Consider the following 22,887-nt stretch of genomic DNA (forward strand, 5'->3'; position numbering starts at 1 on the left):
TACAGGGTAAGGCGTTGACCCGCCGGAACCCGCACAGCGAAACCGGTGCCAGAAGTGCCGTTACGCTACCGGAATGTCTGCGCGTCCGTTTGTGGACCCGTCCGCCGATGATTCGGTCAGCCCGCTGGTCCGCAAGGGTGCCGCGTGGGGGTGGCGCCTGCTCGTCATCTTCGGGGCGGTGTTCGCGGCGCTGTGGGTGGTCGTCCAGGTCGAGGTCATCGTCGTCCCGGTCGCGCTGGCCACGCTGGCCGCCGCGCTGCTGATGCCCGCCGTGGACTTCCTGGACCGCCGCGGCGCGCCGCGCGGCGGAGCGGTCGCGCTGATCCTGCTCGGCGGTCTCGCGCTGGTCGGGGGCATGCTCAGCTTCGTCGTCAGCCAGTTCATCGAGGGCACGCCGGCGCTGGTCGACCAGGTCACCCGCAGCATCGACGGGCTGCGGCGCTGGCTGATCGACGGACCGCTGGGCCTGAGCCGGGAACAGATCGACAACGCCGGGAACTCGGCGATTCAGGCGCTGCGCGACAACCAGGAGAGAGTCACCAGCGGCGCGTTGTCGACCGCGGGCACCATTACCGAGATCGTCACCGGCGCCCTGCTGATGCTGTTCACGCTGATCTTCCTGCTGCACGGCGGCCGCAACATCTTCGAGTTCGTGACCCGGATCTTCCCGGCCGGCACCCGGCGGCGGGTCCGCGACGCGGGCCGGGCCGGTTTCCACTCACTGATCGGTTACGTGCGGGCCACGTTCCTGGTGGCGCTGGTCGACGCACTCGGCATAGGCGTAGGCCTGGCGATCATGGGCGTCCCGTTGGCGCTGCCGCTGGCCTCGCTGGTGTTCCTCGGTGCGTTCATCCCGCTGGTGGGCGCGGTCGTCACCGGGTTCCTCGCGGTGATCGTCGCGCTGTTGACCAAGGGCCTGATCTACGCGCTGATCACCCTCGGGCTGATCCTCGCGGTGCAGCAGCTGGAAGGGCACGTGCTGCAGCCGCTGGTGATGGGCCGCGCGGTGTCGATCCACCCGCTCGCCGTCGTGCTCGCGATCGCCGGCGGCGGTGTGCTCGCCGGCATCGTCGGCGCGCTGCTCGCGGTGCCGGTACTGGCGTTCCTCAACAGTGCGATCCGCGTGCTCGTCGCCGACGACCCCGCCGAGGTACAGGCCGCCGCCGAGGCCGACGACGGCCCCATAATCGACGCCGAACCCGACGACGTGGAACCGAAGTAGCTACAGGCGGCCTTCGCGGCGCAGCAATTCCTGCGCGCTCAGCCCGCCGCCGCCGCGCCGGGTGTTGAGCTTCTCGGTCGCCGTGTCCGCATCCGATGCCCGTGCGGTCGGGATCGCGCGGGTGGCGTCGTCGGTGTCCTCGTCCTCGGCTCGCTGCGCGGGGATCGCGGTGGTCGCATCGGCGGCGTCGGGATCGGGCCCGGAGTCACGCCTGGGATCGGGCCCCGAGTCATGCAGGGCCCGGGTCGGCTCGCCGGATGGGCGCGGTGGGGCCGGCGGTGTGGCGGCCGAACCGCCCGTACCCCGCAGGTCACCGAGCCAGGACTCGATCTCCCGGTCGTCGCGCTGAGGCGGGGTCGAGGGCGCCTCGGGCCGCTGCCCGCGCTGGGTGACGGCGTCGGCCGCGCTGCTGACCGCGTTGCGGACGGCGTTGCGGGCCACCGACAGACGGGTGGTCTGCGGTTCGTCGTCGCGCGCGGGCGGACGGACCGGGGCACCCGGCAGGCGCGTCGTCCCGGCGCCGGAGGGCCCTGCTGGTCCGCCGCTTCGCGGCCCGGTGGCGATGCGCGTGGTCACTCCTGCCCGGTCGGGATTGGGATGACCGGGGTCGTGCGGCGGCAGTGGCCGCGGCGCAGCGGCGACCGGTGCGCCGGCGCCGACGAGTGCCTCGGCCGGTGCGGTCTCGCGCACGGTCGGGCGTTTGCGCTCGTCGGGCAGCTCCGTCTCGCCCAGGCCCAACTTCTCCTGGACCCGCTTCATCCAGCGCGGTGCCCACCAGCAGTCGTCACCGAGCAGCTTCATGATCGCGGGCACCAGGAACATCCGGATGATCGTCGCGTCCAGCAGCAGCGCGATCAGCAGGCCGAACGCCAGGTACTTCATCATCACCAGGTCGGAGAACACGAACGCCCCGGCGACCACCGCCAGCACCAGTGCGGCACCGGTGATCAACCGGCCGGTGGTGGCCGTGCCGATCCGGATGGCCTCCGCGGTCGACATGCCCCGTTCGCGCGCCTCCACCATGCGGGAGACCAGGAACACCTCGTAGTCGGTGGACAGACCCCAGATCACGGCGATGATCAGGCCGATCATCGGTGCCATCAGCGGCTGTGGCGTGTAGTTCATCAGCCCGGAGCCGTGGCCCTCGACGAACATCCACGTCAGGATGCCCATCGTCGAGCCGAGCGTCAGTGCGCTCATCAGCGCGGCCTTGATCGGCAGCACCACCGAGCCGAACGCCAGGAACATCAGGATCGTCGTGGTCAGGATCAGCACCACCACCATCAGCGGCAGCCGGTCGAACAGGCTGTGGATGCTGTCCTGTTCGAGCGCCGGGGTGCCGCCCACGGAGATGTCGAGGCCGCGCGGCGGCGTGATCGAGCGCAGCTCCTCGATCTTCTGCGGGGCGTCGTTGCGGCTCACCAGACCGTTCTGGATGGTGCGCACCGACGGATCCTTGGAGCCGCCCTCCTGGACGGACCGTTCCTGCCACATCTTGGTCGGATCGTTGTCCGGGTCGGTGAATCCGCTGATCGTCATCGCCTTGGCGCGGACGTCGGCGAGTTGCTGGTCGGTGACCGGCTGGCCGTCCTGGCGTTCGACGACGATCGTCAGCGGTTCGGTGCGGAAGCCCGGGAACGTCTTGTCGAAGTCCTCCTGCGCGATACGGACCTTGTTGTCCGGTGGCAGGTACTTCTCGCTGATGCCGCCGAGCGCCAACTGACCCAGCGGGATCACCAGCAGGATCATCACGATCAGGATCGGTGCGGCGAACGCGATCGGCCGCTTCATCACGACGTTGACCAACCGGCCCCAGAAGCCCTTCTCGACTTCGGCGCGGGTTTTGGTCTTCTGGGTCTTCGCGGCCAGCCACTCCAGGTAGACCCGCATCGGCTTCCAGTTGCGGAAGAAGGGCACTCGCAACAGCGTGCGCACGCCGAGGGCGTCGACGTTGTGGCCCAGGATGCCCAGGGCGGCCGGCAGCACGCTGACCGACAGGATTGCCGCCAGCATGACCGACGCGATGATCGCGTAGGTGATCGACTTGAGGAAGCCCTGCGGGAAGAGCAGCAGCGGCACCGACGACGCCACCAGGATGACGGCGGAGAACATGATCGTGCGGCCCGACGTCATCACCGCGCGTCTGACCGCGGTCTCGGTGTCGTAGCCCTCGGCGATCTCTTCTCGGAACCGGCTCACCATGAACAGGCCGTAGTCGACCGCGATACCGAGGCCCATCAGCGTGACCACCGGCTGGGCGAAGAAGTGCACCGGCATGAACTCCGCGGTCAACCGCATGATGCCCAGGGCACCCGCGATCGTCAGGCCGCCGATGATGCCGGGCAGCGCCGCTGCGACCACACCGCCGAAGACGAAGAACAGCACCACGCAGACCAGCGGGATGGCAGCCACCTCGGCGCGCTTCTGGTCTTCACCGATGGTGCCGGTGAGTTCGCTGGCCAGCGGGTTGAGTCCGGCCAGCTGGATGTTGCCGCCGTTGACCTTCTCGAGCTCCGGTTCGACGGTCTGATAGTTCTTCAGGATCGTGTCGTCGTCGTCGCCCTTGAGCGGGATGCTGACGAAGGTCTTGGAGCCGTCCTGGGTCTTCATCTGCTGGACGGTCTCGGCGGTGGTGTCGGGCGCCCGCAGCCAGCCGACCCAGCTGACCACCTGATCCTTGTGGTCGTCGACGACCTTGTTGAGCTCGCTGGTGACTTGCTTCTGCCACGCCGGATCGGTGACCTTCTTGCCGTCCGGCGGCGTCAGGATCGCCACCACGTGGCTGGTGCGGTCACGCCCGTACACCTCGTCGGAGATCACCGACGCGTGGACGGACTGACTGCCCTCGTCATAAAAACCGCTCTGGGTGACGTGCTGTCCCAGGCTGATGCCGAAGACGCCGCCACCCAGGCACAGTGCGACCATGACACCGATGACGATGTATCGGTACTGGTACACCGTTCGACCCCACCAGGCGAACACGGTCAGCTCCTCATTAAGTCGTTGTTGAGTCTGTGATCATCGGCGCGCACATCGCGACCAGGCTTACCCACTGTTCTAGACACGAGACGCCAACAGCGAGGACAACGGCCGGAACGGCTGCAGCCACGCGCCCTGCTCGGGTAGCGAATCGAGCCCGATTCGCGGTAGCGGCTCCCGGAAGACACCAGGGATGTCCTCCAGATCGACGAACTCCAAGGTATCCGACGCTAACGCCCAACTGGCATGTTCGCGAAATCCGAGAACCTGGACAGCGATCCCGTCACGAGCGATGTCCTCGAGCGGAAGGCGGAACGCCTGACCGTCGGCCGATGCCACGATCAGCCCGGCCAGCCCCTCCCCACGGCGCAGCGCGATGTGGGCGAGCATGTCGGAGTCGACGTCGCTGTCCTCGTCGATCTTGGGTTTGGCGAAGACGGCGAAACCGACGTTGCGCAACGCCTCGACCCAGGGGCGCACGACGTCGGCGCTGCCGGGCGCGATATTGGTGAACACCGTGGCCTCGGGCTCCAGCGCGGTGCCGGTCGGGTTCTGGGTGGACAGATCGGCGGTACGGGCGAGCAGCCACCGCCCCAGCGCGTCGAAGCGGGGTCGGTGCGCCGCGGTCGGCCGGCCGCCGAGAATCGCGCCCAGGCCCATGTCGAGGTTCGGGGCGTCCCACACCAGCAGCACCCGCGCCGGCGCGGTGGGGGCGGTGCCGTCGTCATCGGCGATGTGATCGGCCATGTCGCTGGTCAGGCTCATGACCTTGCCCACAGCAGTTCGGTGACGACGGGTCCGGCGAGGGCCTTGCGCTCGTACTTGGTCTCGGGCCGGTCCACCGAGATGGGGAGCGAGATGGGTGAGTCGGCATCCGGGCTGACGCGCCGCAACCGGGGCTCGGCGTCGCCGACCTCCGCGATCTGCTCGGCGTAGCCCTGGTGATCGGTGGCGGCATGGAAGATCCCGCCGGGGCGCAGCCGATCGGCGATGAGCGCGACGGTGTCGGGCTGCAGCAAGCGCCGCTTGTGGTGGCGGGCCTTGGGCCACGGATCGGGGAAGAAGACGCGCACGCCGGTCAGCGACCCGGATTCGAGCATGTGGCTGAGCACGTCGACGCCGTCGCCGCGGATCAGCCGGATGTTGCCGACGTCCTCGCGGTCGATGGCGGACAGCAACTGGGCCAATCCGCGCTTGTAGACCTCGACGGCGATCACGTCGAGGTCGGGCTCGGCCTGCGCCATCGCCAGCGTCGAGGTCCCGGTCCCGCAGCCGATCTCCAGCACCAGCGGGGCGTGCCTGCCGAACCAGGCGTCGGTGTCCAGGGGGGCGGGCGGTTCGTCCCCGGTGCGGGCCAGGAGCCCCAGCTCGGGCCAGCGGACGTCCCAGACGGCCTGCTGGCGATCCGAGATCGTGGACCGGCGGGCGCGGAAGCTGGTGACCCGGCGGGGATGGTGCACCGCAGGTGCCGATATGTCCGGTGTGTCCCTGTTCAGGTCGTCATCGACCTCACTGGAACCTGGCACCCGCATCGATCCATCGTCGCTCATCGCGGTGTCACTCCCTGCATCGTGTTACAGATTGATACCCAACAGTTGCCTTCGGCTGGTATGTGCCGGCTCGGGCAGAACTGGTGCGTCGAGCTGGTCGATTCGGATGCCACGATCACTGGACAGGCGGGCGGGGGCCCACCGGAAGGGGGGCGGAGGTATGCCGGGTGAGCTGGCTGAGGTGGTGGCCGCACTGGCCGCCGAGGGACCCGATCCCGATGTCGCCGACGTGGAGCGACTGTTGCGTGCTCCCGTCAGGGTAGCCGTGCGCGGGCGGGCCGGGGTGGGCGTCAGGACGGTGGCCTGCTCTGTCGGTGCTCGGGCCGCCGCTCCGGGCGAGACCGCGGACGTCGACGTGCTCGTCGTCGGGGAGGCGCTCACCGACGAAGACCGTGCATGCGTGACGGACGCGACAGTGGCGGTGCTGAACAAGGCTGATCTGGGTGGCGCCGTCGCGGGTGGACCTCTGCGCGCCGCGCGGACCGCGGCCGCCGAGTTCGAAGTGATGCTGGGTGTACCGGTGGTGCCGACGGTCGCGCTGCTGGCCGGGGTGCGGATCGGCGAGGACGACATCGCGGCGCTGCGCGCGCTGGTCGAGACGCCGGCGGACGTGTCGTCGGTGGACGCGTTCACGTGCTGCGATCACCCGCTGCCGACCGAGGTGCGTCGCGATCTGATCGATCGACTGGACCGGTTCGGGCTGGCGCACGCGATCCTCGCCGTGTCGGCAGGGGCGGCCGGCGACGAGGTGACCGCGCGGCTGCGCGCGCTCAGCGGCGTCGACGCCCTGCGCGCCGCGATCGGCAGGACCGCTGCGGCGGTCCAATACCGGCGCTGCGTGACGGCGGTGCACACACTGCGTCTGCTCGCCGTGGAGCGAGCAGACGAGCAGCTCGCGGAACGACTGGACGGCGACGACGTCGTGGTCGCGGTGATGGCTGCGGCCGTCGAGCTGGTCGAGGCCGCGGGCGCGACGGTGGATCGCGGCGAGCCCGAGGCCGATGCCGGCGCCCACCTGCGCCGGGCGCTGCGCTTCCACCACCTGTCGCGCGGTCCGCTCGACGAGCTGCACCGCCGCTGCGCCGCCGACATCAGGCGCGGCAGCCTCCGGCTGCTCGAGTCGTGCGGTGGCTAAGCCGGTTCGCGTCGAGGCCCGGGCGCCCGTGGTGCTGGTGGCCGGAGCCGCTCGGGCAGGGGTGAGCAGCGTCGTCGAGCGTCTGCGCGAGCGCATGCCGGATCACCGGTTCGTCGAGGTGCACCAGCTTCCCTCCGGCCACGCCCCCGTCGCCGTCGTGTGGGTGGTGTCGGCCACCGCGCCGATGACACCGGCGGAGAGCGGCCTGGCCGCGACCGTCGCGGCCGCCTGCGACGCCGTCATCGCGGTCGTGAACAAGATCGACGACCATCGCGCCTGGCGGCAGGTGCTGGCCGCCAATGCTGCCCGGCTGCCCGCCTTCACCTGGGTGACGGCCGCCGCCGCGCCGCGGCTGGGACCGCCGTGCGTCGGCGACCTCACCGCCGCGCTCGCGGCGCAGCTGGCCGATCCGACGTTGGTGCGGCGCAGCGCTGCACGCGCCCGGGAGACCGAGCGGGCGGCGCACACCCGTCGGCGCTACCAACTCCAGCAGCTGCGTATCGAGCTGACGTCCACGGTTCGGCAGCGGTGCATCGCGGCGCGCGCCGAGCTCGTCGCCGAAGTGTCCACGATGCGGCGCCGTGGACAGGTCGAGGACCGGGTTCACGCCCGCTGTGCGCAGGTGCGGGCCGACGTCGAGACGCAGTTCATGCGTGGGGTCGGAGAGACGACCCTCACGCCGGGTGTGCCGGGGTGCCCGCCGATGCTGCTTCCGGCGGCCGGGCGGCGGCTGGAGACCCAGCTGATGGCGGTGCTGGGCGTGGGCTTCGGTGTCGGGGTGGCGCTGGTGGTGGCCCGGCTGACCGCGACGTTCGCCGTCGGGCCGGGCTGGGCGTCCGCAGCGGGAGGGGTGGCCGGGATCGCGCTGAGTGCCTGGGTGGTGCGAGCCCGGCGTCTGCTGCACGACCGCGCCCACTGGGAGCGCTGGGCGGGCGATGTCGTCGCCGCGTTGCGCATCGAGCTCGAGGACGCGGTGGCGGGCCGACTACTGGCGCTCGACGCCGCCCAGAGCGCCCCCGCGTGGGCAGGAGGCGACGGATTTCGTGGTTACCGATCGGTAGCTGGACGACCCGGGCCGACGTGAGCTCATCTGAATCGTTCCTGTGAGTGATCGGACACGATCCTGGATTTCCCCGGGTATGTCACCCGCGTTAACCTCGAAGGTCAGGAGGGTCGGAACCGGTTTGTCAAGACCACGTCCAGGTCGGTGACGGCGGCGTACGTTCCTCCCAGGATCTTCGATCGGGCCGCACAGGCCGACGCGCCGGAACAGTGCAGGAGACGACACGCCAATGACCGCAGCGACCATTCCGGGACTGGATTCCGCACCCACCGAGCACGAGGGGCTGCTCGCCTGGGTGCGCGAGATCGCCGAGCTGACACAGCCCGATCGTGTCGCGTGGGCGGACGGGTCCGAGGAGGAGTACGAGCGGCTGTGCGATCAGCTCGTCGAGGCCGGCACCTTCCAGAAGCTGAACCCCGACAAGAAACCCAACTCCTACCTGGCGCTGTCCGACCCTTCCGACGTCGCCCGCGTGGAGTCGCGCACCTTCATCTGCAGCGAGCGGGAGATCGACGCGGGACCGACCAACAACTGGATGGACCCCGCCGAGATGCGGGAGCTGATGACCGGTCTGTACCGCGGCAGCATGCGCGGCCGCACGATGTGGGTGGTGCCGTTCTGCATGGGGCCGCTCGACGCCGAGGACCCGAAGCTCGGTGTGGAGATCACCGACAGTGAGTACGTGGTCGTGTCGATGCGCACGATGACCCGGATGGGTGCGGCGGCGCTGGAGAAGATGGGCGACGACGGCTTCTTCGTCAAGGCCCTGCACTCGATCGGTGCGCCGCTGGAACCGGGCGAGAAGGACGTGCCCTGGCCCTGCAACGACACGAAGTACATCACCCACTTCCCCGAGACCCGTGAGATCTGGAGCTATGGCTCGGGTTACGGCGGCAACGCGCTGCTGGGCAAGAAGTGCTACTCGCTGCGCATCGCCTCGGCGATGGCGCACGACGAGGGCTGGCTCGCCGAGCACATGCTGATCCTCAAGCTGATCTCGCCGGAGAACAAGGCCTATTACATCGCCGCGGCGTTCCCGTCGGCGTGCGGCAAGACCAACCTCGCGATGCTGCAGCCCACGATCCCGGGCTGGCGCGCGGAGACCGTCGGCGATGACATCGCGTGGATGCGGTTCGGCAAGGACGGCCGGCTGTACGCGACCAACCCCGAGTTCGGTTTCTTCGGCGTCGCGCCCGGAACCAACTGGGACTCCAACCCCAACGCGATGAAGACGATCGCGGCGGGCAACACCGTGTTCACCAACGTCGCCAAGACCGACGACGGTGATGTGTGGTGGGAGGGCCTGGAAGGCGAGCCCGATCACCTGATCGACTGGAAGGGCAACGACTACATCCTGCGAGAGACCGAAACCAAAGCGGCGCACCCGAATTCGCGGTACTGCACGCCGATCTCGCAGTGCCCGACGCTGGCTCCCGAGTGGGACGACCCGCAGGGCGTGCCGATCTCGGCGATCCTGTTCGGGGGCCGCCGCAAGACCACGGTGCCGCTGATCACCGAGGCTCGCGATTGGCAGCACGGCGTGTTCATCGGCGCCACGCTCGGCTCCGAGCAGACCGCCGCCGCCGAGGGCAAGGTCGGCACCGTCCGCCGCGACCCGATGGCGATGCTGCCGTTCCTGGGCTACAACGTCGGCGACTACTTCCAGCACTGGATCAACATCGGCAAGGAGGCCGACGAGTCCAAGCTGCCGAAGGTGTTCTTCGTCAACTGGTTCCGGCGCGGCGACGACGGCCGCTTCCTGTGGCCGGGCTTCGGTGAGAACAGCCGGGTGCTCAAGTGGGCGATCGAGCGCATCGAGCACCAGGCCGACGGCAAGAGCACCCCGATCGGCATCGTGCCCACCGCCGCGGATCTGGACCTCGAGGGTCTGGACGTGTCGGCCGCCGACGTCGACGAGGCGCTGGTGGTCAAGCCCGAGGAGTGGCGCAAGGAGTTGCCGCTGATCGAGGAGTGGTTCGAGTTCGTCGGCGAGAAGCTGCCCACCGGCATCAAGGACGAGTTCGACGCGCTGAAGACCCGCCTCGCCGAAGCGGAGTAAGCGGAGCCCGTTGTCCCGCGAGAGCGCGCGTCTGCACGCCGACGCGCCGCTCAGCGTGGCATTTTGCGCGCGCTCGCGGGGCCTGAGGGCACGCTCACAGCCTGCTTGACACCTGTCAAGTATCTCGACGTATCCTCTCTGCATGCAGATCCGCGACACCGCTGTTGCCACCCCCGACAAGCCCGCGATCATCATGTATCCGTCCGGCACGGTGGTGACGTTCGGCGAGCTCGAGGCCCGGGCCAATCGGTTGGCGCACCTGTTCCGCGATGCCGGTCTGGTCGAGGGCGATGCCGTCGCGATCCTGATGGAGAACAACCAGCACATGCACGCGGTCATGTGGGCCGCGCGTCGCGCCGGGCTGTACTACGTCCCCATCAGCACCCACCTGACCGCCGCGGAGGCGGCCTACATCATCGACAACAGCTCGGCCAAGGCGATCGTCGGGTCCGGCAAGCTCGCCGACACCCTCGCGGGCCTGGAAGCCGAACTGCCGAACGGTCTGCCGCCGGTGCGCATCGTCACCGACGGTTCGCTGGAGGGCTGGCAGAGCTACCCGGAATGTGTTGCGGGACAGCCGGATACTCCGATCGATGACGAGATCGAGGGCGATCTGCTGCAGTACTCGTCGGGCACGACAGGCCGGCCGAAGGGCATCAAACGCGCACTGCCGCACGTCCCGCCGTCCGAGGCACCGGGTCTGATGGCTGCGCTCGTACAGTTCTGGATGCACCCCGACGCCGTGTATCTGAGCCCCGCGCCGCTCTACCACACCGCGCCATCGGTGTGGTCGATGCAGACCCAGGCCGCCGGCATCACGACCGTGGTGATGGAGAAGTTCGACGCCGAGGGCGCTCTCGACGCGATCGCGAAGCACGAGGTCACGCACGGGCAATTCGTGCCGGTCATGTTCACCCGGATGCTGAAGCTGCCCGAGGACGTCCGCACCTCCTACGACGTCTCCAGCCTGCAGCGCGTGATGCACGCCGCTGCACCGTGTCCCGTCGACATCAAGAAGCAGATGATCGACTGGTGGGGGCCGATCGTCGACGAGTACTACGCCTCCTCGGAGGCGCACGGCTCGACGCTGATCTTCGCCGAGGACTGGTTGACCCACCCGGGGTCGGTCGGCAAGCCGCTGGGCGGTGTCGTCCACATTCTCGACGAGGACGGCAACGAGCTCCCGCCGGGGCACCCTGGAGAGATCTACTTCGAGGGCGGCAACGACTTCGAGTACCTCAACGATCCCGACAAGACCGAGAAGTCACGTGATCCGCGCGGCTGGAAGACGGTCGGCGACATCGGATATCTCGACGAGGAGGGCTTCCTCTACCTGACCGATCGCCGGCACCACATGATCATCTCCGGCGGCGTCAACATCTATCCCCAGGAAGCCGAGAACCTGCTCGTCACACACCCGTTGGTGATGGATGCCGCCGTCTTCGGGATTCCCGACGACGAGATGGGCCAGCAGGTCAAGGCCGTGGTGCAGACCGTCGACCCGGCCGACGCCACGGACGCCTTCGCCGCCGAGCTGGTCGCGTGGTTACGAGATCGGTTGGCGCACTACAAATGTCCGCGATCCATCTCGTTCGAAGCGCAGCTGCCGCGCACCGACACCGGCAAGCTGTACAAGCAGGAGTTGATCGCGAAGTACTCCTGAGCCCTCAGCGCTGGCGTGCCGGCCGGATGATCATCTCGTTGACGTCCACCTCGGCCGGTTCGCCGACGGCGTACGCTATCGCGCGGGCGATGGAGTCCGGCGGGATCGCGGCCGCGCGATAGTCCCGCATGGCGGCGGCTGCGGTGGAATCGGTGATGGTGTCGGCCAATTCGGACTGGACGACGCCGGGAGACACTGTCGTGACCCGGATCGACGGGTCCACCTCGAGCCTCAGCCCCTCGGTGATCGCCCACGCGGCGTACTTGGTGGCGCAGTAGACGGCGGCGGTGGGCACCACCTCGTGGGCCCCGATCGACGCGACGGTGACGAAGTGGCCGGCGCCCTGACGCTGGAAGTGCGGTAGGGCGGCGGCGATGCCGTGGAGCAGGCCACGCACGTTGACGTCGATCATGGTGTTCCACTCGTCGACCAACAACGCGTCGAGCCGCGACAGCGGCATCACCCCGGCATTGTTGACGATGACGTCCAGGCGGCCGTGCGCGTCGACCGTCGCGTCCACGAAGGCGCCGACCGCGGACCGGTCGGTGACGTCGAGAGTGCGGGCCTCGATGCTGCCGCCGTTCGCCCTGACGCGCTCGACGAGCGCCTCCAGGCGGTCGGCCCGCCGTGCGCCGGCCACCACGTGATGGCCCTCGGCGGCAAGGCGTTCGGCCACGGCCTCGCCGATCCCGCTGCTGGCACCGGTGACGATGATGATCTTGGAATCGCTCATGAGACGAGCTTTACGGGCCGCGTGACCGGGATCCAGGGTGCGGTGCACCCAGGCACCTAGCTCGAACGGTGCAGGGTGACTCGATAGGTGTACTGCTCGGGGAGGAAATGGCTGACGGCCAGTTCGACTGCGCGGCCCTCGGTGTCGCGATAGAGCCGGTCGACCCGCAGCATCGGATGTCCCGTTTCGCATCCGACAGCCGTCGCCGACCCCGCGTCGGCGGCACCCACCGTGATGGACTGCGCCGCCTCGGCGATCGGGCTGCTCAGGTGTGGCTCGAGCAGCCCGATCACCGTGTGCCTACTTCGTGCCCCGGTGCGTAGGTCGGCCGATGCCGTGACCATCGACGCCACCTCCGGCGGCAGATGAACGACGGTGTGACCGAACGGTATCCCGTCGTGCAGTCGGCGGAAGACGACCGTGTGGACCACGTCGCCGTCGAGACGTAGCCTGCTGGCCGCGTCGATGTCGACGCGGCGGCGCAGTCCGTCGAGCACTTCCATCGTCGTGTCGTCGGACAGGCTCATCAGATCGTCGATCGAGCCGAGGCTCCGTAGGTAGCGGCGGCGGTCCCCACCCGCGTAGGTGCCCCGGCCGGGCACTCGGTACACCATGCCGTCGGCGACCAGATCCTGGAATGCGCGCCGCACGGTCTGACGCGAAAGACCGTGCAGCGCAGATAGTTCCGACTCCGTCGGCAGCCGCGCACCCCCGGCGTACCGGCCGCTGCGGATCTCGTCGCGCAGCCGGTCGCGCAGTACCCGATAGGCCGGCGCGGGCTTCATCTAGATGCCGCCGCGGGCGACGAGTTGGGCGGCGATGACGTTGCGTTGGATCTCGTTGGTGCCTTCGCCGACGATCATCAGGGGGGCGTCGCGGAAGTAGCGTTCGACGTCGTATTCGGTCGAGTAACCGTAACCACCGTGGATGCGGACGGCGTTGAGAGCGATGGTCATCGCGGTCTCGGAGGCGAAGAGTTTGGCCATGCCTGCCTCCATGTCGGCGCGGGCCCCGCTGTCATAGCAGTCGGCCGCGTGCAGGGTGAGTTGACGGGCGGCGGTGAGGTGCGTGGCCATGTCGGCCAGGTAGTGGCCGATGGCTTGGTGTTTCCAGATCGGCTGGCCGAAGCTCTCGCGGTCCTGGGCGTAGGCCAGCGCGTCGTCGAGGGCGGCGGTGGCCACCCCCAGGGCGCGGGCGGCGACTTGGATGCGGCCGGTCTCCAGCCCTTTCATCATCTGGGCGAACCCGTGGCCGGGCTGGCCGCCGAGGATGGCGGTGGCGGGGACGCGGCAGGTGTCGAACGACAGCTCACAGGATTCGACGCCTTTGTAGCCGAGTTTGGGGAGGTCGCGGGAGACGGTCAGGCCGGGCGTCGGGTTGTCGATCAGCACGATGGAGATGCCGGAATGTCGTGGTGTCGCGTGGGGATCGGTCTTGCACAGCAGCGCGATCAGCCCGGAGCGGCGGGCGTTGGATATCCAGGTCTTGGCCCCGCTGATGAGCAGCTCGTCACCGTCGGGGCGGGCGGTGGTGGTCATGTTCTGCAGGTCCGAGCCACCGCCGGGCTCGGTCAACGCCATCGTCGCGCGGAGTTGCCCGGTGGCCATGGCCGGCAGATACCGCTGTTTCTGTTCCTCGGTGCCGAAGAGGGCGAGCAGTTTGGCGACCACGGTGTGGCCGCCCATCGCACCGGCCAGACTCATCCACCCGCGCGCGAGTTCCTGGGTGATCAGCACGTAGCAGCGGGTGGAGACCGGGGTGCCGCCGTAGGCCTCGGGCACGGCCAGGCCGTAGATCCCGAGCTGTTTCATCTGCTCGATCCATGCCTCGGGATAGGTGTTGGCGTGCTCGATCTCCCGAACGCCGGGCTTGACCTCTCGATCGATGAACGACCGCACCGTATCGACCAGCATCGCCTCGTCGGCGTCGAGCATATGTACGGCCATGGCATCGATGTTGACATGCCGAGCGGAGAAGTGCCAGCATGCGGCTTGTGGATTTGTACGGCCAAATCGTAACCGGGCCCTTCTTCGACGATCTGCACGTCGGTCAGGTCTTCGACTCCGCACCGTCGATGACGCTGACTTCCGGTGTGGCGGCGATGCACCAGGCGATCCTCGGCGACCGGATGCGGCTCCCCCTCGATGCGGGGCTCTCGGCCGCCGTGACGGGTGCGGTCGCGCCCCTGGCTCATCCCGCGTTGGTGTGCGATGTGGCGATCGGACAGTCGACACTCGTCACCCAGCGGGTCATGGCCAATCTGTTCTACCGCGGGTTGACGTTCCACCGCTTCCCGGTCATCGGCGATACGTTGTCCACCCGAACGGAAGTCGTTGGTCTGAAGCAGAATTCCGCCAAGCCCGGGCGTCGGGCCACCGGTCTGGCCGCGCTGCGCGTGACGACCACCGACGGTGACGGACGGCTCGTGCTCGACTTCCACCGCTGCGCGATGCTGCCGCTCAGTGCCGACACCGTCAGTACCGGGAACCGCGATGACATGGACGCCATCGGTGCCGCGGCCGGTTCACCCGCCGATCTCGTCGCCCACTGGGACATCGACGCCTTTCGGTCCCGGGTTTCCGGCTCCGGGTCCACCCCGGCGGGCGGCACGGTGCTGCGCAGCTCGGCCGACGTGGTGAGCAGCGCCCCCGAACTGGCCCGATTGACGCTCAATATCGCTGCAACGCATCATGATTCGAGGGTGTCGGGAAAGCGGCTCGTGTACGGCGGCCACACCATCGGCCTCGCGCTGGCGCAGGCCACCCGGCTGCTCCCCAACTTGGTCGTCGTCGAGGGGTGGGAGTCCTGCCGGCACACCGCGCCGGTGCACGAAGGCGACACTCTCTACAGCGATCTCACGATCGAGGCGTCCCAACCGCGTGCCGACGGCAACGGCGTGACGGTGCGGCTACGCTCGGTCGTCTACGCCGTCACCGACGACGTGGACGGCGACGGGGCCGACCGCGCGGTCCTCGACTGGGTGTTCACCGCTCTGGTGGGCTGAGCCTCACACCGCCGAAGCCGCGTAGGCGCTCCGCAGCAGCGCGCACTGACTGGCGAAGAACGACTGCGAGACATCGGCTTTCGGAGCGATGCCGTCGAAGCCGTGGAACGCGCCCGGCACCACCGTCACCTCGCACGGCACCCCGGCATCACGCAGCCGCTGCGCGTAGGCGAGGTCTTCGTCGTGGAACAGATCCAGCGTGCCGACCCCGATCCACGCCGGTGGCAACCCGGCCAGATCGGTGCGCCGGGCGGGGACGGCCACGTCGGGGTCAGCGTCGCGCAGATAGGCCTGCCAGCCGAATCGGTTGCTCGTCTGGTTCCACAGCCGATGGCCGGGATTCTCCAGATCGGCGCGCCCGACGGTGCGGTCGTCGAGCATCGGATACACCAGAAGCTGTGCCACCAGCGGGATCTCGTCGCGATCACGGGCCAGAAGGGCCAGCGCGGCGGCCAAGCCGCCGCCGGCGCTGGCGCCGCCGATCGCCACCCGGGCCGGATCGACCGACGGCAGTTCGCTCAACCACGACAGCGCGGCATAGCAGTCGTCGAGCGGGACCGGGTACGGATGTTCCGGTGCCAGGCGGTAATTCACCGCGGCGACGGTCGCACCGAGTTCCCGCGCGAAGCGCCGGCACAGCTCGTCGTCCTGAGCGGCGTCGCCGATGACGTACCCGCCGCCGTGGATCCACAACAGCGCCGGGCCGGGGGAGGACACGCCGGCCGGCCGGTGCAGCCGGACCGACACGCCGGAGCCCAGCGTGAGCACGTCGACGTCCGCCGGGGCGGAGCGCCACATCAGTCGTGACGCCGCCCGCACGAACGGCAGCGTGACCGGGGTGATCATCTGTTTGGGCAGCAGACGTGCGCTACGGCGCAGTTCAGGGTGGAAATCGATGACGGGTTTGGAGCGGGCCATCGGTTCAGTATGCGCAGTATCGCCGCGGATCCCCTGGGGAGCCCCTGACCTGCAGATTCAGTCGAGATGTCGTCACAGACTGACCACAGCTGGAAAACAGTAGACAACCCTGTGCCGAATGTCAGTTTGAGCAGCAGGGGTGGGGGTACGGTAGCCGCCATGACCGAAAGGCCGGACATCCGGTATCCCGGGCCCACCCTGACCACGCGTTTGCAGTGGTTGATGAAGGCGGGCCCCGGCGATTACCTGCTGGCGGCCAGTGTCGCGAGTGCCTCCCTGCCGGTGATCGGGAAGCACCTCGAACCGCTCGGTGCTCTCACCGCCGCCGGCATCTGGGGTGCCCGCCACGCACCCGAGTTCCTGAACGCCACGGTCAAGGGCCTGCTGACGCCGAATGACGCCGAGTCGAAGCAGCGCGATCGCGACTGCACCAACGAGGTCACCCAGGCGGCGCTGCGCAGTGTGGTGTCGGCCAAGGACCTCGACATCGACTGGCCGGCGGCCGAGCGCACCCCACCGGTCTGGAAGATGCGGGAGCACCGGCGCAATGTCCACCGGACCTCCGTGCGGTACGGTCCGCGCCCCACGCAGCTGCTCGACGTCTGGCGCCGTGACGATCTGCCGGCGCAGCCGGCCCCGGTGCTGTTGTTCGTGCCCGGCGGGGCATGGGTGCACGGCAGCCGGATGCTGCAGGGCTATGCCTTGATGTCCCATCTCGCCGAGAAGGGCTGGGTCTGTCTGTCCATCGACTACCGCGTCGCGCCGCACCACCCCTGGCCGGCGCACCTGACCGATGTGAAGACGGCGATCGCCTGGGCGCGGGCCAATGTGGACAAGTTCGGTGGAGATCGCGATTTCGTGACCATCGCGGGCACGTCGGCAGGCGGGCACCTGGCTGCGCTGGCGGGATTGACGGCCAACGACCCCGAGATGCAGTGTGAGCTGCCCGAGGGGTCGGACACGTCGGTCGACGCGGTGATCGGCATCTACGGCCGCTACGACTGGGAGGACAAGTCCACGGTCGAGCGGGTCCGGTTCGTCGACTTCCTCGAGCGGGTGGTGGTACGTCGCTCGATGGCCAAGCATCCCGACATCTTCCGCAAGGCATCACCGATCGCCCGCGTGCATGCCGAGGCGCCGCCGTTCCTGGTCATGCACGGCACCGGCGACAGCGTGATCCCGGTCGCGCAGGCCCGCAGTTTCGTCGACCGGTTGAAGGAGGTGTCTCGGTCGGTGGTCAGCTACGTCGAGTTGCCCGGTGCCGGACACGGCTTCGACATGACCGACGGCGCCCGCACCGGTGCGGCTGCGACGGCAATCGGCTTGTTCCTCAACCACATCCATCGAAATCGCAGTCTGCTCGGGGCCAAAGAGGTTATATAGACACCTCGGAGGAGAGGTGTCGGGACTGTGAAGAGGCTCCGCGGGTGGGACGCTGTCCTTCTGTACAGCGAGACGCCGAACGTCCACATGCACACGCTGAAGCTGGCGATCATCGATCTCGCCGGGCTCGACGGGGCACGCTTCGGTGTCGAGGAATTGCGCACGGTCATCCACAGCCGGCTCTACAAGCTCGACCCCTTCCGCTACGAGCTGATCGACATCCCGTTCAAGTTCCACCATCCGATGTGGCGGGAGAACGCCGAGGTCGATCTCGACTACCACGTGCGGTCCTGCCGGGTGGACGAGCCCGGCGGCCGCCGCCAGCTCGACGAGATGGTGGGCAGGCTCGCGAGCACGCCGTTGGACCGCAGCCGGCCGCTGTGGGAGATGTATCTGATCGAGGGTCTGGCCGAAGGCCGGATTGCGGTGTTGGGCAAGATCCATCACGCGCTGGCCGATGGTGTGGCGTCGGCGAATCTGCTGGCGCGAGGAATGGACCTGCAGGGTACGCAGGTCGATCGCGATTCGTATGCGACCGATCCGGCCCCCACCCGCGGCGAGTTGGTCCGGTCGGCGTTCACCGACCACCTCCGCCAGATCAGACGGTTTCCGTCGGTGGTGAGTTACACCGCGCAGGGGGTGCGCCGGGTCCGCGAGAGCCAGCACAAGTTGTCGCCCGAACTGACGAGACCCTTCACCCCGCCACCGACCTTCATGAATCACATGCTCGACGCGACCCGCCGGTTCGCGACGGCCACCGTGGCGCTGGCCGACGTGAAGGAGACCGCCAAGCACCTCGGGGTGACGATCAACGACATGGTGCTGTCGATGTCGGCAGGTGCCCTTCGAGAGTTGTTGTTGCGCTACGACGGTCATGCCGATCACCCGCTGCTGGCGTCGGTGCCGGTGAGCTTCGACTTCTCCCCGGACCGGATCTCGGGCAACTACTTCACCGGTGTGTTGGTCAGCCTGCCCGTCGAGGTGGAGGATCCGCTGGAACGGGTGCGCGCCGCGCACGAGGCCGCGGCGGCCGGCAAGGAGAGCAACACCCTGCTGGGGCCGGAGCTGGTCAGCCGCTGGTCTGCCTACTTCCCGCCGGCCCCCGCCGAGGCGATGTTCCGGTGGCTCTCGGCCAAGGACGGCCAGAACAAGGTGATGAACCTACCGATCTCCAACGTGCCGGGGCCGCGTGAGCGCGCGAAGGTCGGTGGTGCGCTGGTGACGGGCCTGTACTCGGTCGGACCGCTCACCGCGGGCAGCGGTCTGAACATCACGGTGTGGAGCTATGTCGATCAGCTCAACATCTCGGTGCTGGCCGACGGCAAGACACTGGATGATCCTCACGAACTGACCGACGCCATGGTTCAGGCGTTCATCGAGATCCGCCGCGCCGCAGGGCTTTCCGAGCAGCTGACAGAGATCGACACCGCTCTCGCGCCCTGACGGTCAGCCTTTCGCGCGGGTGGCCTGCACCCAGGACAGGAACTCCTCGACCGCCTGGGCGGTGTAGTGGGCGCGCGGCGATCCGTAGTAGAAGTCGAACGCGTGCTGCGCGTGGGGGATCTCGGCGTAGACCACCGGTGAGCTGGACACCTCGCGCAGGGCTTCGGCGAACTCCCGCCCCTCCCCGACGGGGATGATCGAATCGTCCTGGCCGTGCAGCACGAAGAACGGCGGTGCGTCGGCGCGCAACCGCAGGATCGGCGACGCGTCACGGTAGACGGCCCGGTCGGTCCGGAACGGCCGCTTGACGACGAACTTCTGCAGGAACGCGATGAACTCCTTGCGGCCGCTGCCTTCTGTGGACACCCAGTCGTAGCGGCCGTAGATCGGGACGGCGGCCGCCACCGAGGTGTCGGCGTCCTCGAATCCGGGTTGCAGCGTCGGATCATCGGCGGTCAGCGCGGCGAGCGCCGACAGATGCCCGCCGGCCGAGCCGCCGGAGATCGCGACGAAGTCCGGATCGCCGCCGTAGTCCGCGATGTTGTCCTTGATCCACGCAAGGGCCCGTTTGACGTCGACGATGTGGTCGGGCCAGGTGTTGCGCGGACTGACCCGGTAGTCGATCGACACGCACACCCAGCCGTGGTCGGCCAGATGGCTGAGCATCGGATAGGCCTGCGGGCGGCGCATCCCGATCGACCAGGCGCCCCCCGGGACCTGCAGCAGCACAGGTGCTTTGCCGTCTCGCGGGAGATCCGAGCGACGCCAGATGTCGGCGCGGTTGGCGCCGCCGTGCGGTCCGTACGACACGGTGGCGGCCTTCTCCACGTAGCGCCGGCGTACGAAGTCGTTGGGCGGAATGCCGATCAATCGGCGCCGACGAGCCTTGGCCTTGTCGGCGATGTCCTGGTAGTCGTCGCCGAGCGCGTCCCGCAGGGGGTCTTCGAAGTGCGGTTGGGACGCCACGTTTCGACGCTGGATGAGCCACAGCAGTGCCCACGCGACGGCGGTCAGCGCCAGCGCGATACGGCCGCGGGTGCCGCGGAACTCGCCGCGCAGGCCGCGGCGTACCGCATCGGCCATGGAACCGGCCATGTAGAGCACCGACATCTCCGAGGTGGGCCAGCCGAACGCGAACACCCCGATGGTGAGGTAGCCCTCGCGGGCCAGCGGCCGGACACCGTTGGCCGCGTTGAGTAGTTCGGCGACAGCCCGCAGCAGCGGGCGGGGTTTAGGCATGGTCGATGAGGTTCTGCAGGTCCTTGCGGGAGATCTTGCCGGTGATGCTGCGGGGCAGCTCGTCGAGAATCGTGATCTGGCGCGGCACTTTGTAATTCGCCAAGTTGTCACGCACGTGCTGCTTGAGCGCGTCCGGATCGGCGGACGAACCCGGCTTCAGCACGACGAAGGCCACCAGACGTTGACCGAACTTCTCGTCGTCGGCGCCGAGCACGGCCGCCTCCGCCACATCGGGATGGCCGGTCAGCGTCTTCTCCACCTCGATCGGGTAGACGTTCTCCCCACCGGAGACGATCATCTCGTCGTCACGGCCCACCACGAACAGTCGGCCCTCGTCATCGAGGTAGCCGACGTCACCGGAGCACATGAACCCGTCGTGGAAATCCTTGGTTGCCCCGGAGGTGTAGCCGTCGAACTGGGTGGAGTTGCGTACGTAGATGGCGCCGGTCTCACCGGCCGGCAGTTCCCGGAAATCGCTGTCCAGGATGCGGATCTCGGTGCCCTCGGCCGGCCGGCCGGCCGTGTCCGGCGCGGCACGCAGGTCGCGCGGCGTCGCGGTCGCGATCATGCCCGCCTCGGTCGCGTTGTAGTTGTTGTAGATCACGTCACCGAACCGGTCCATGAACGCGATGACGACATCGGGGCGCATCCGGGAGCCCGACGCCGCGGCGAACCGCAGGGACCGCCCGCTGTAACGGTCGAGCACCTCGTCGGGCAGCTCCATGATGCGGTCGAACATCACCGGCACCACGCACAATCCGGTCGCACGGTGCCGATCGATCAGATCGAGCGTCGCCTCCGGATCGAACTTGCGGCGGGTGATGATCGTGCACGCCATCGACGCCGCGAACACCAATTGCGAGAAGCCCCAAGCATGGAACATCGGCGCGACCACGACGACGGGCTGTTCGGCTCGCCAGGGGGTGCGGTCCAGGATGGACTTGAGCACGCTCGGATCGCCCCCGGAATGGCTGGCGCCCTTCGGTGTTCCCGTGGTGCCCGAGGTGAGCAGGATGGTTCGGCTCTTGGTCGACGCCCTCTGCGGTTCCTGCCCGGCATGGACCTCGATTATCGATTCCACGGTCTGTTCGTGGTCGTCGGTGTCGGTCCACGCGACGATCCGCGGCGTGTCGGGGTGTTCGGCCAGCGCGCGGTCGACGGTGTCGGTGAATTCCTCGTCGTACACGAGCACCAGCGAGCGGCCCTCGCTCTCGCGCGCCACCACCTCGGCCAGCGCCGGGCCGGCGAACGAGGTGTTGAGCAGCAGCACATCGGCGCCGATGCGGTTGGCCGCGATCATCGTCTCGACGAAGCCGCGGTGGTTGCGGGCCATCAGGCCGACGACGTCGGGCGCGCCACCGGGCAGGGCCTGCAGTGCGGCGGCGAATGCGTCAGCGCGTCGGTCGATCTGGCGCCACGTCAGCACACCGAGCTCGTCGACCAATCCGGCCCGGTCACCGCAACGCTGGGCGGCGGCGGCGAATCCGGAGGTGACCGCCATGTTCTCGCGCTGCATGGCGGCGCCGATGCGCAGGTACTTGTCCGGCCGCATCGGCGCGATCACGCCGGCGCGCACAAGGGTCGACACGAACCCGGCGGTGCTGGTGATCGGATCGAGAAGGCCCATCAGCCGATCACCGGCAGCCGGCGCTGGGCGGCCAGGTCGTCGAGGGCCCGCTGCATCACGTGCCGGACATGTGCGTCGACTTCGTCGATGTCGGGGTCTTCCCCGAACTCGGCGACGATGTCGATCGGCGGCAGCGTCTGCATCGTGATCTTCGCCGGCAGAGGCACATTGAGTGGCACCACCATGGACAGGCCGAACGGAAAGCCGAACGAGATCGGCAGGATCTTGGTGCGGAACGCACGCGCGATGGGGCCGAGGGCCTTGGCGATGTCGGTGCCGCGGGACAGGAACAGCTGAGCTTCCTGTCCGCCGATTCCGACGGTCGGCACGATCGGCACGCCGGCGTTCAGGGCCGCTTTCACGTACCCGGTGCGCCCTCCGAAGTCGATCTTGTTGGCCGACAGGGTGGGCCGGTACACGTCGTAGTCCCCACCCGGGAACACCACGACGACGCCGCCGGAGCGCAGCGCTTCGTCGGCGTTGCGGTGATTGGCCGGGATGAAGCCGGCCTTCTTGAAGAACGCGCCCGTGGGGCCGACCATCAGCATGTCGTGGCTGAGCGTGTAGACGGGGCGATCGAAGCCGAACTTCTCGTAGAACCCGCTGGCGAACACCGGGACGTCCATCGCGAACAGCCCGCCCGAATGGTTGGACACCACCAGCGCCCCGCCTGCGGGAAAGATGTCCAGACCCCGGACCTCGGCTCGGTGGTAGCCCTTCAGGAAGGGGCGCAGCAGCCCCATCACCCGCTCGGTGAGCACGGGGTCCCACTTCGTTATCTCAGACGGCGCGATCTCGGACGGCGTGATGTCGGTCGAGTTCACGGGACCCCCTGGAGCGCGATGACTGGAACGTGTTCTAGTTTTGGC

General features: G+C 68.5%; 18 protein-coding genes. 8 read left to right on the top strand and 10 right to left on the bottom strand.

The features are described 5' to 3' along the window. The first annotated feature begins 73 nt into the window (after positions 1–73). Positions 74–1,222 carry an AI-2E family transporter gene (locus ACXYX3_RS00980; RefSeq protein WP_458609787.1) on the top strand — a complete coding sequence of 383 codons (1,149 nt, stop codon included), beginning with the start codon at positions 74–76 and terminating at the stop codon, positions 1,220–1,222. Here ACXYX3_RS00980 and mmpL3 read toward each other — a convergent pair whose 3' ends face one another. From mmpL3 to trmB, 3 genes are all read right to left on the bottom strand, one after another. Continuing rightward, positions 1,223–4,204, bottom strand: coding sequence for a trehalose monomycolate exporter MmpL3 (mmpL3, locus tag ACXYX3_RS00985; protein WP_458609788.1), 2,982 nt, complete (start codon positions 4,202–4,204; stop codon positions 1,223–1,225). 75 nt (positions 4,205–4,279) lie between these two features. Next, positions 4,280–4,966 carry an NYN domain-containing protein gene (locus ACXYX3_RS00990; protein ID WP_241206836.1) on the bottom strand — a complete coding sequence of 229 codons (687 nt, stop codon included), beginning with the start codon at positions 4,964–4,966 and terminating at the stop codon, positions 4,280–4,282. Continuing rightward, on the bottom strand, positions 4,963–5,751 hold the full coding sequence (gene trmB / locus ACXYX3_RS00995) for a tRNA (guanosine(46)-N7)-methyltransferase TrmB (RefSeq protein ID WP_458609789.1): 789 nt from the start codon (positions 5,749–5,751) through the stop codon (positions 4,963–4,965). The genes ACXYX3_RS00990 and trmB overlap by 4 nt, the downstream gene beginning before the upstream one ends. A 160-nt stretch (positions 5,752–5,911) precedes the next feature. Here trmB and ACXYX3_RS01000 point away from each other — a divergent pair, with 160 nt between their 5' ends. The 4 genes from ACXYX3_RS01000 to fadD4 all read left to right on the top strand — a co-directional run bounded on the left by ACXYX3_RS01000 (position 5,912) and on the right by fadD4 (position 11,671). Further along, entirely contained in the window at positions 5,912–6,886 is a 975-nt protein-coding gene (locus tag ACXYX3_RS01000) for a hypothetical protein (protein WP_458609790.1), read from the top strand. After that, on the top strand, positions 6,879–7,970 hold the full coding sequence (locus tag ACXYX3_RS01005) for a hypothetical protein (protein WP_458609791.1): 1,092 nt from the start codon (positions 6,879–6,881) through the stop codon (positions 7,968–7,970). Before ACXYX3_RS01000 ends, ACXYX3_RS01005 begins: the two co-directional genes overlap by 8 nt. 208 nt (positions 7,971–8,178) lie before the next feature. Continuing rightward, entirely contained in the window at positions 8,179–10,008 is a 1,830-nt protein-coding gene (locus ACXYX3_RS01010; protein ID WP_241206840.1) for a phosphoenolpyruvate carboxykinase (GTP), read from the top strand. Positions 10,009–10,150: 142 nt separating this feature from the next. Next, positions 10,151–11,671, top strand: coding sequence for a fatty-acid--CoA ligase FadD4 (fadD4, locus tag ACXYX3_RS01015; RefSeq protein WP_458609792.1), 1,521 nt, complete (start codon positions 10,151–10,153; stop codon positions 11,669–11,671). A gap of 4 nt (positions 11,672–11,675) precedes the next feature. On the opposite strand, the gene ACXYX3_RS01020 is transcribed toward fadD4, so the two are convergent. Genes ACXYX3_RS01020 through ACXYX3_RS01030 form a run of 3 tightly spaced genes read right to left on the bottom strand, consistent with a single transcriptional unit; the run spans position 11,676 to position 14,350 of the window. Next, positions 11,676–12,404 (bottom strand): SDR family oxidoreductase, encoded by a 729-nt coding sequence (locus ACXYX3_RS01020; RefSeq protein ID WP_458609793.1) that lies wholly within the window; start codon positions 12,402–12,404, stop codon positions 11,676–11,678. A gap of 56 nt (positions 12,405–12,460) precedes the next feature. Beyond that, positions 12,461–13,189: a GntR family transcriptional regulator gene (locus ACXYX3_RS01025; RefSeq protein ID WP_241206843.1), complete on the bottom strand. Its 729-nt coding sequence runs from the start codon at positions 13,187–13,189 to the stop codon at positions 12,461–12,463. After that, positions 13,190–14,350, bottom strand: a complete 1,161-nt coding sequence (locus tag ACXYX3_RS01030) for an acyl-CoA dehydrogenase family protein (protein ID WP_458609794.1) — start codon at positions 14,348–14,350, stop codon at positions 13,190–13,192. It abuts the gene before it with no gap. A 38-nt stretch (positions 14,351–14,388) separates the two neighbouring features. Here ACXYX3_RS01030 and ACXYX3_RS01035 point away from each other — a divergent pair, with 38 nt between their 5' ends. Next, positions 14,389–15,408, top strand: coding sequence for a MaoC family dehydratase (locus ACXYX3_RS01035; RefSeq protein WP_458609795.1), 1,020 nt, complete (start codon positions 14,389–14,391; stop codon positions 15,406–15,408). 3 nt (positions 15,409–15,411) lie between these two features. Here ACXYX3_RS01035 and ACXYX3_RS01040 read toward each other — a convergent pair whose 3' ends face one another. Further along, positions 15,412–16,326, bottom strand: a complete 915-nt coding sequence (locus ACXYX3_RS01040; protein ID WP_458609796.1) for an alpha/beta hydrolase — start codon at positions 16,324–16,326, stop codon at positions 15,412–15,414. 159 nt (positions 16,327–16,485) lie between these two features. Between ACXYX3_RS01040 and ACXYX3_RS01045 the strand changes: the two genes are divergently transcribed. Both ACXYX3_RS01045 and ACXYX3_RS01050 read left to right on the top strand, forming a co-directional pair. After that, positions 16,486–17,709, top strand: a complete 1,224-nt coding sequence (locus ACXYX3_RS01045; protein WP_241206847.1) for an alpha/beta hydrolase — start codon at positions 16,486–16,488, stop codon at positions 17,707–17,709. A gap of 27 nt (positions 17,710–17,736) precedes the next feature. After that, on the top strand, positions 17,737–19,152 hold the full coding sequence (locus ACXYX3_RS01050; protein ID WP_458609797.1) for a WS/DGAT/MGAT family O-acyltransferase: 1,416 nt from the start codon (positions 17,737–17,739) through the stop codon (positions 19,150–19,152). Between the two features lie 3 nt (positions 19,153–19,155). Here the strand turns inward: ACXYX3_RS01050 and ACXYX3_RS01055 are convergent, their stop codons facing one another. The 3 genes from ACXYX3_RS01055 to ACXYX3_RS01065 are packed head-to-tail and all read right to left on the bottom strand — an operon-like array spanning position 19,156 to position 22,761. After that, positions 19,156–20,391 carry an alpha/beta hydrolase gene (locus ACXYX3_RS01055; RefSeq protein WP_458609798.1) on the bottom strand — a complete coding sequence of 412 codons (1,236 nt, stop codon included), beginning with the start codon at positions 20,389–20,391 and terminating at the stop codon, positions 19,156–19,158. Beyond that, positions 20,384–22,018: an acyl-CoA ligase FadD12 gene (gene fadD12, locus ACXYX3_RS01060; protein WP_458609799.1), complete on the bottom strand. Its 1,635-nt coding sequence runs from the start codon at positions 22,016–22,018 to the stop codon at positions 20,384–20,386. The genes ACXYX3_RS01055 and fadD12 overlap by 8 nt, the downstream gene beginning before the upstream one ends. After that, positions 22,018–22,761, bottom strand: a complete 744-nt coding sequence (locus ACXYX3_RS01065; RefSeq protein ID WP_458612262.1) for a 1-acyl-sn-glycerol-3-phosphate acyltransferase — start codon at positions 22,759–22,761, stop codon at positions 22,018–22,020. Before ACXYX3_RS01065 ends, fadD12 begins: the two co-directional genes overlap by 1 nt. Positions 22,762–22,887: the final 126 nt, after the last annotated feature.

Source organism: Mycobacterium sp. Panama NTM2 (genome assembly GCF_054355555.1).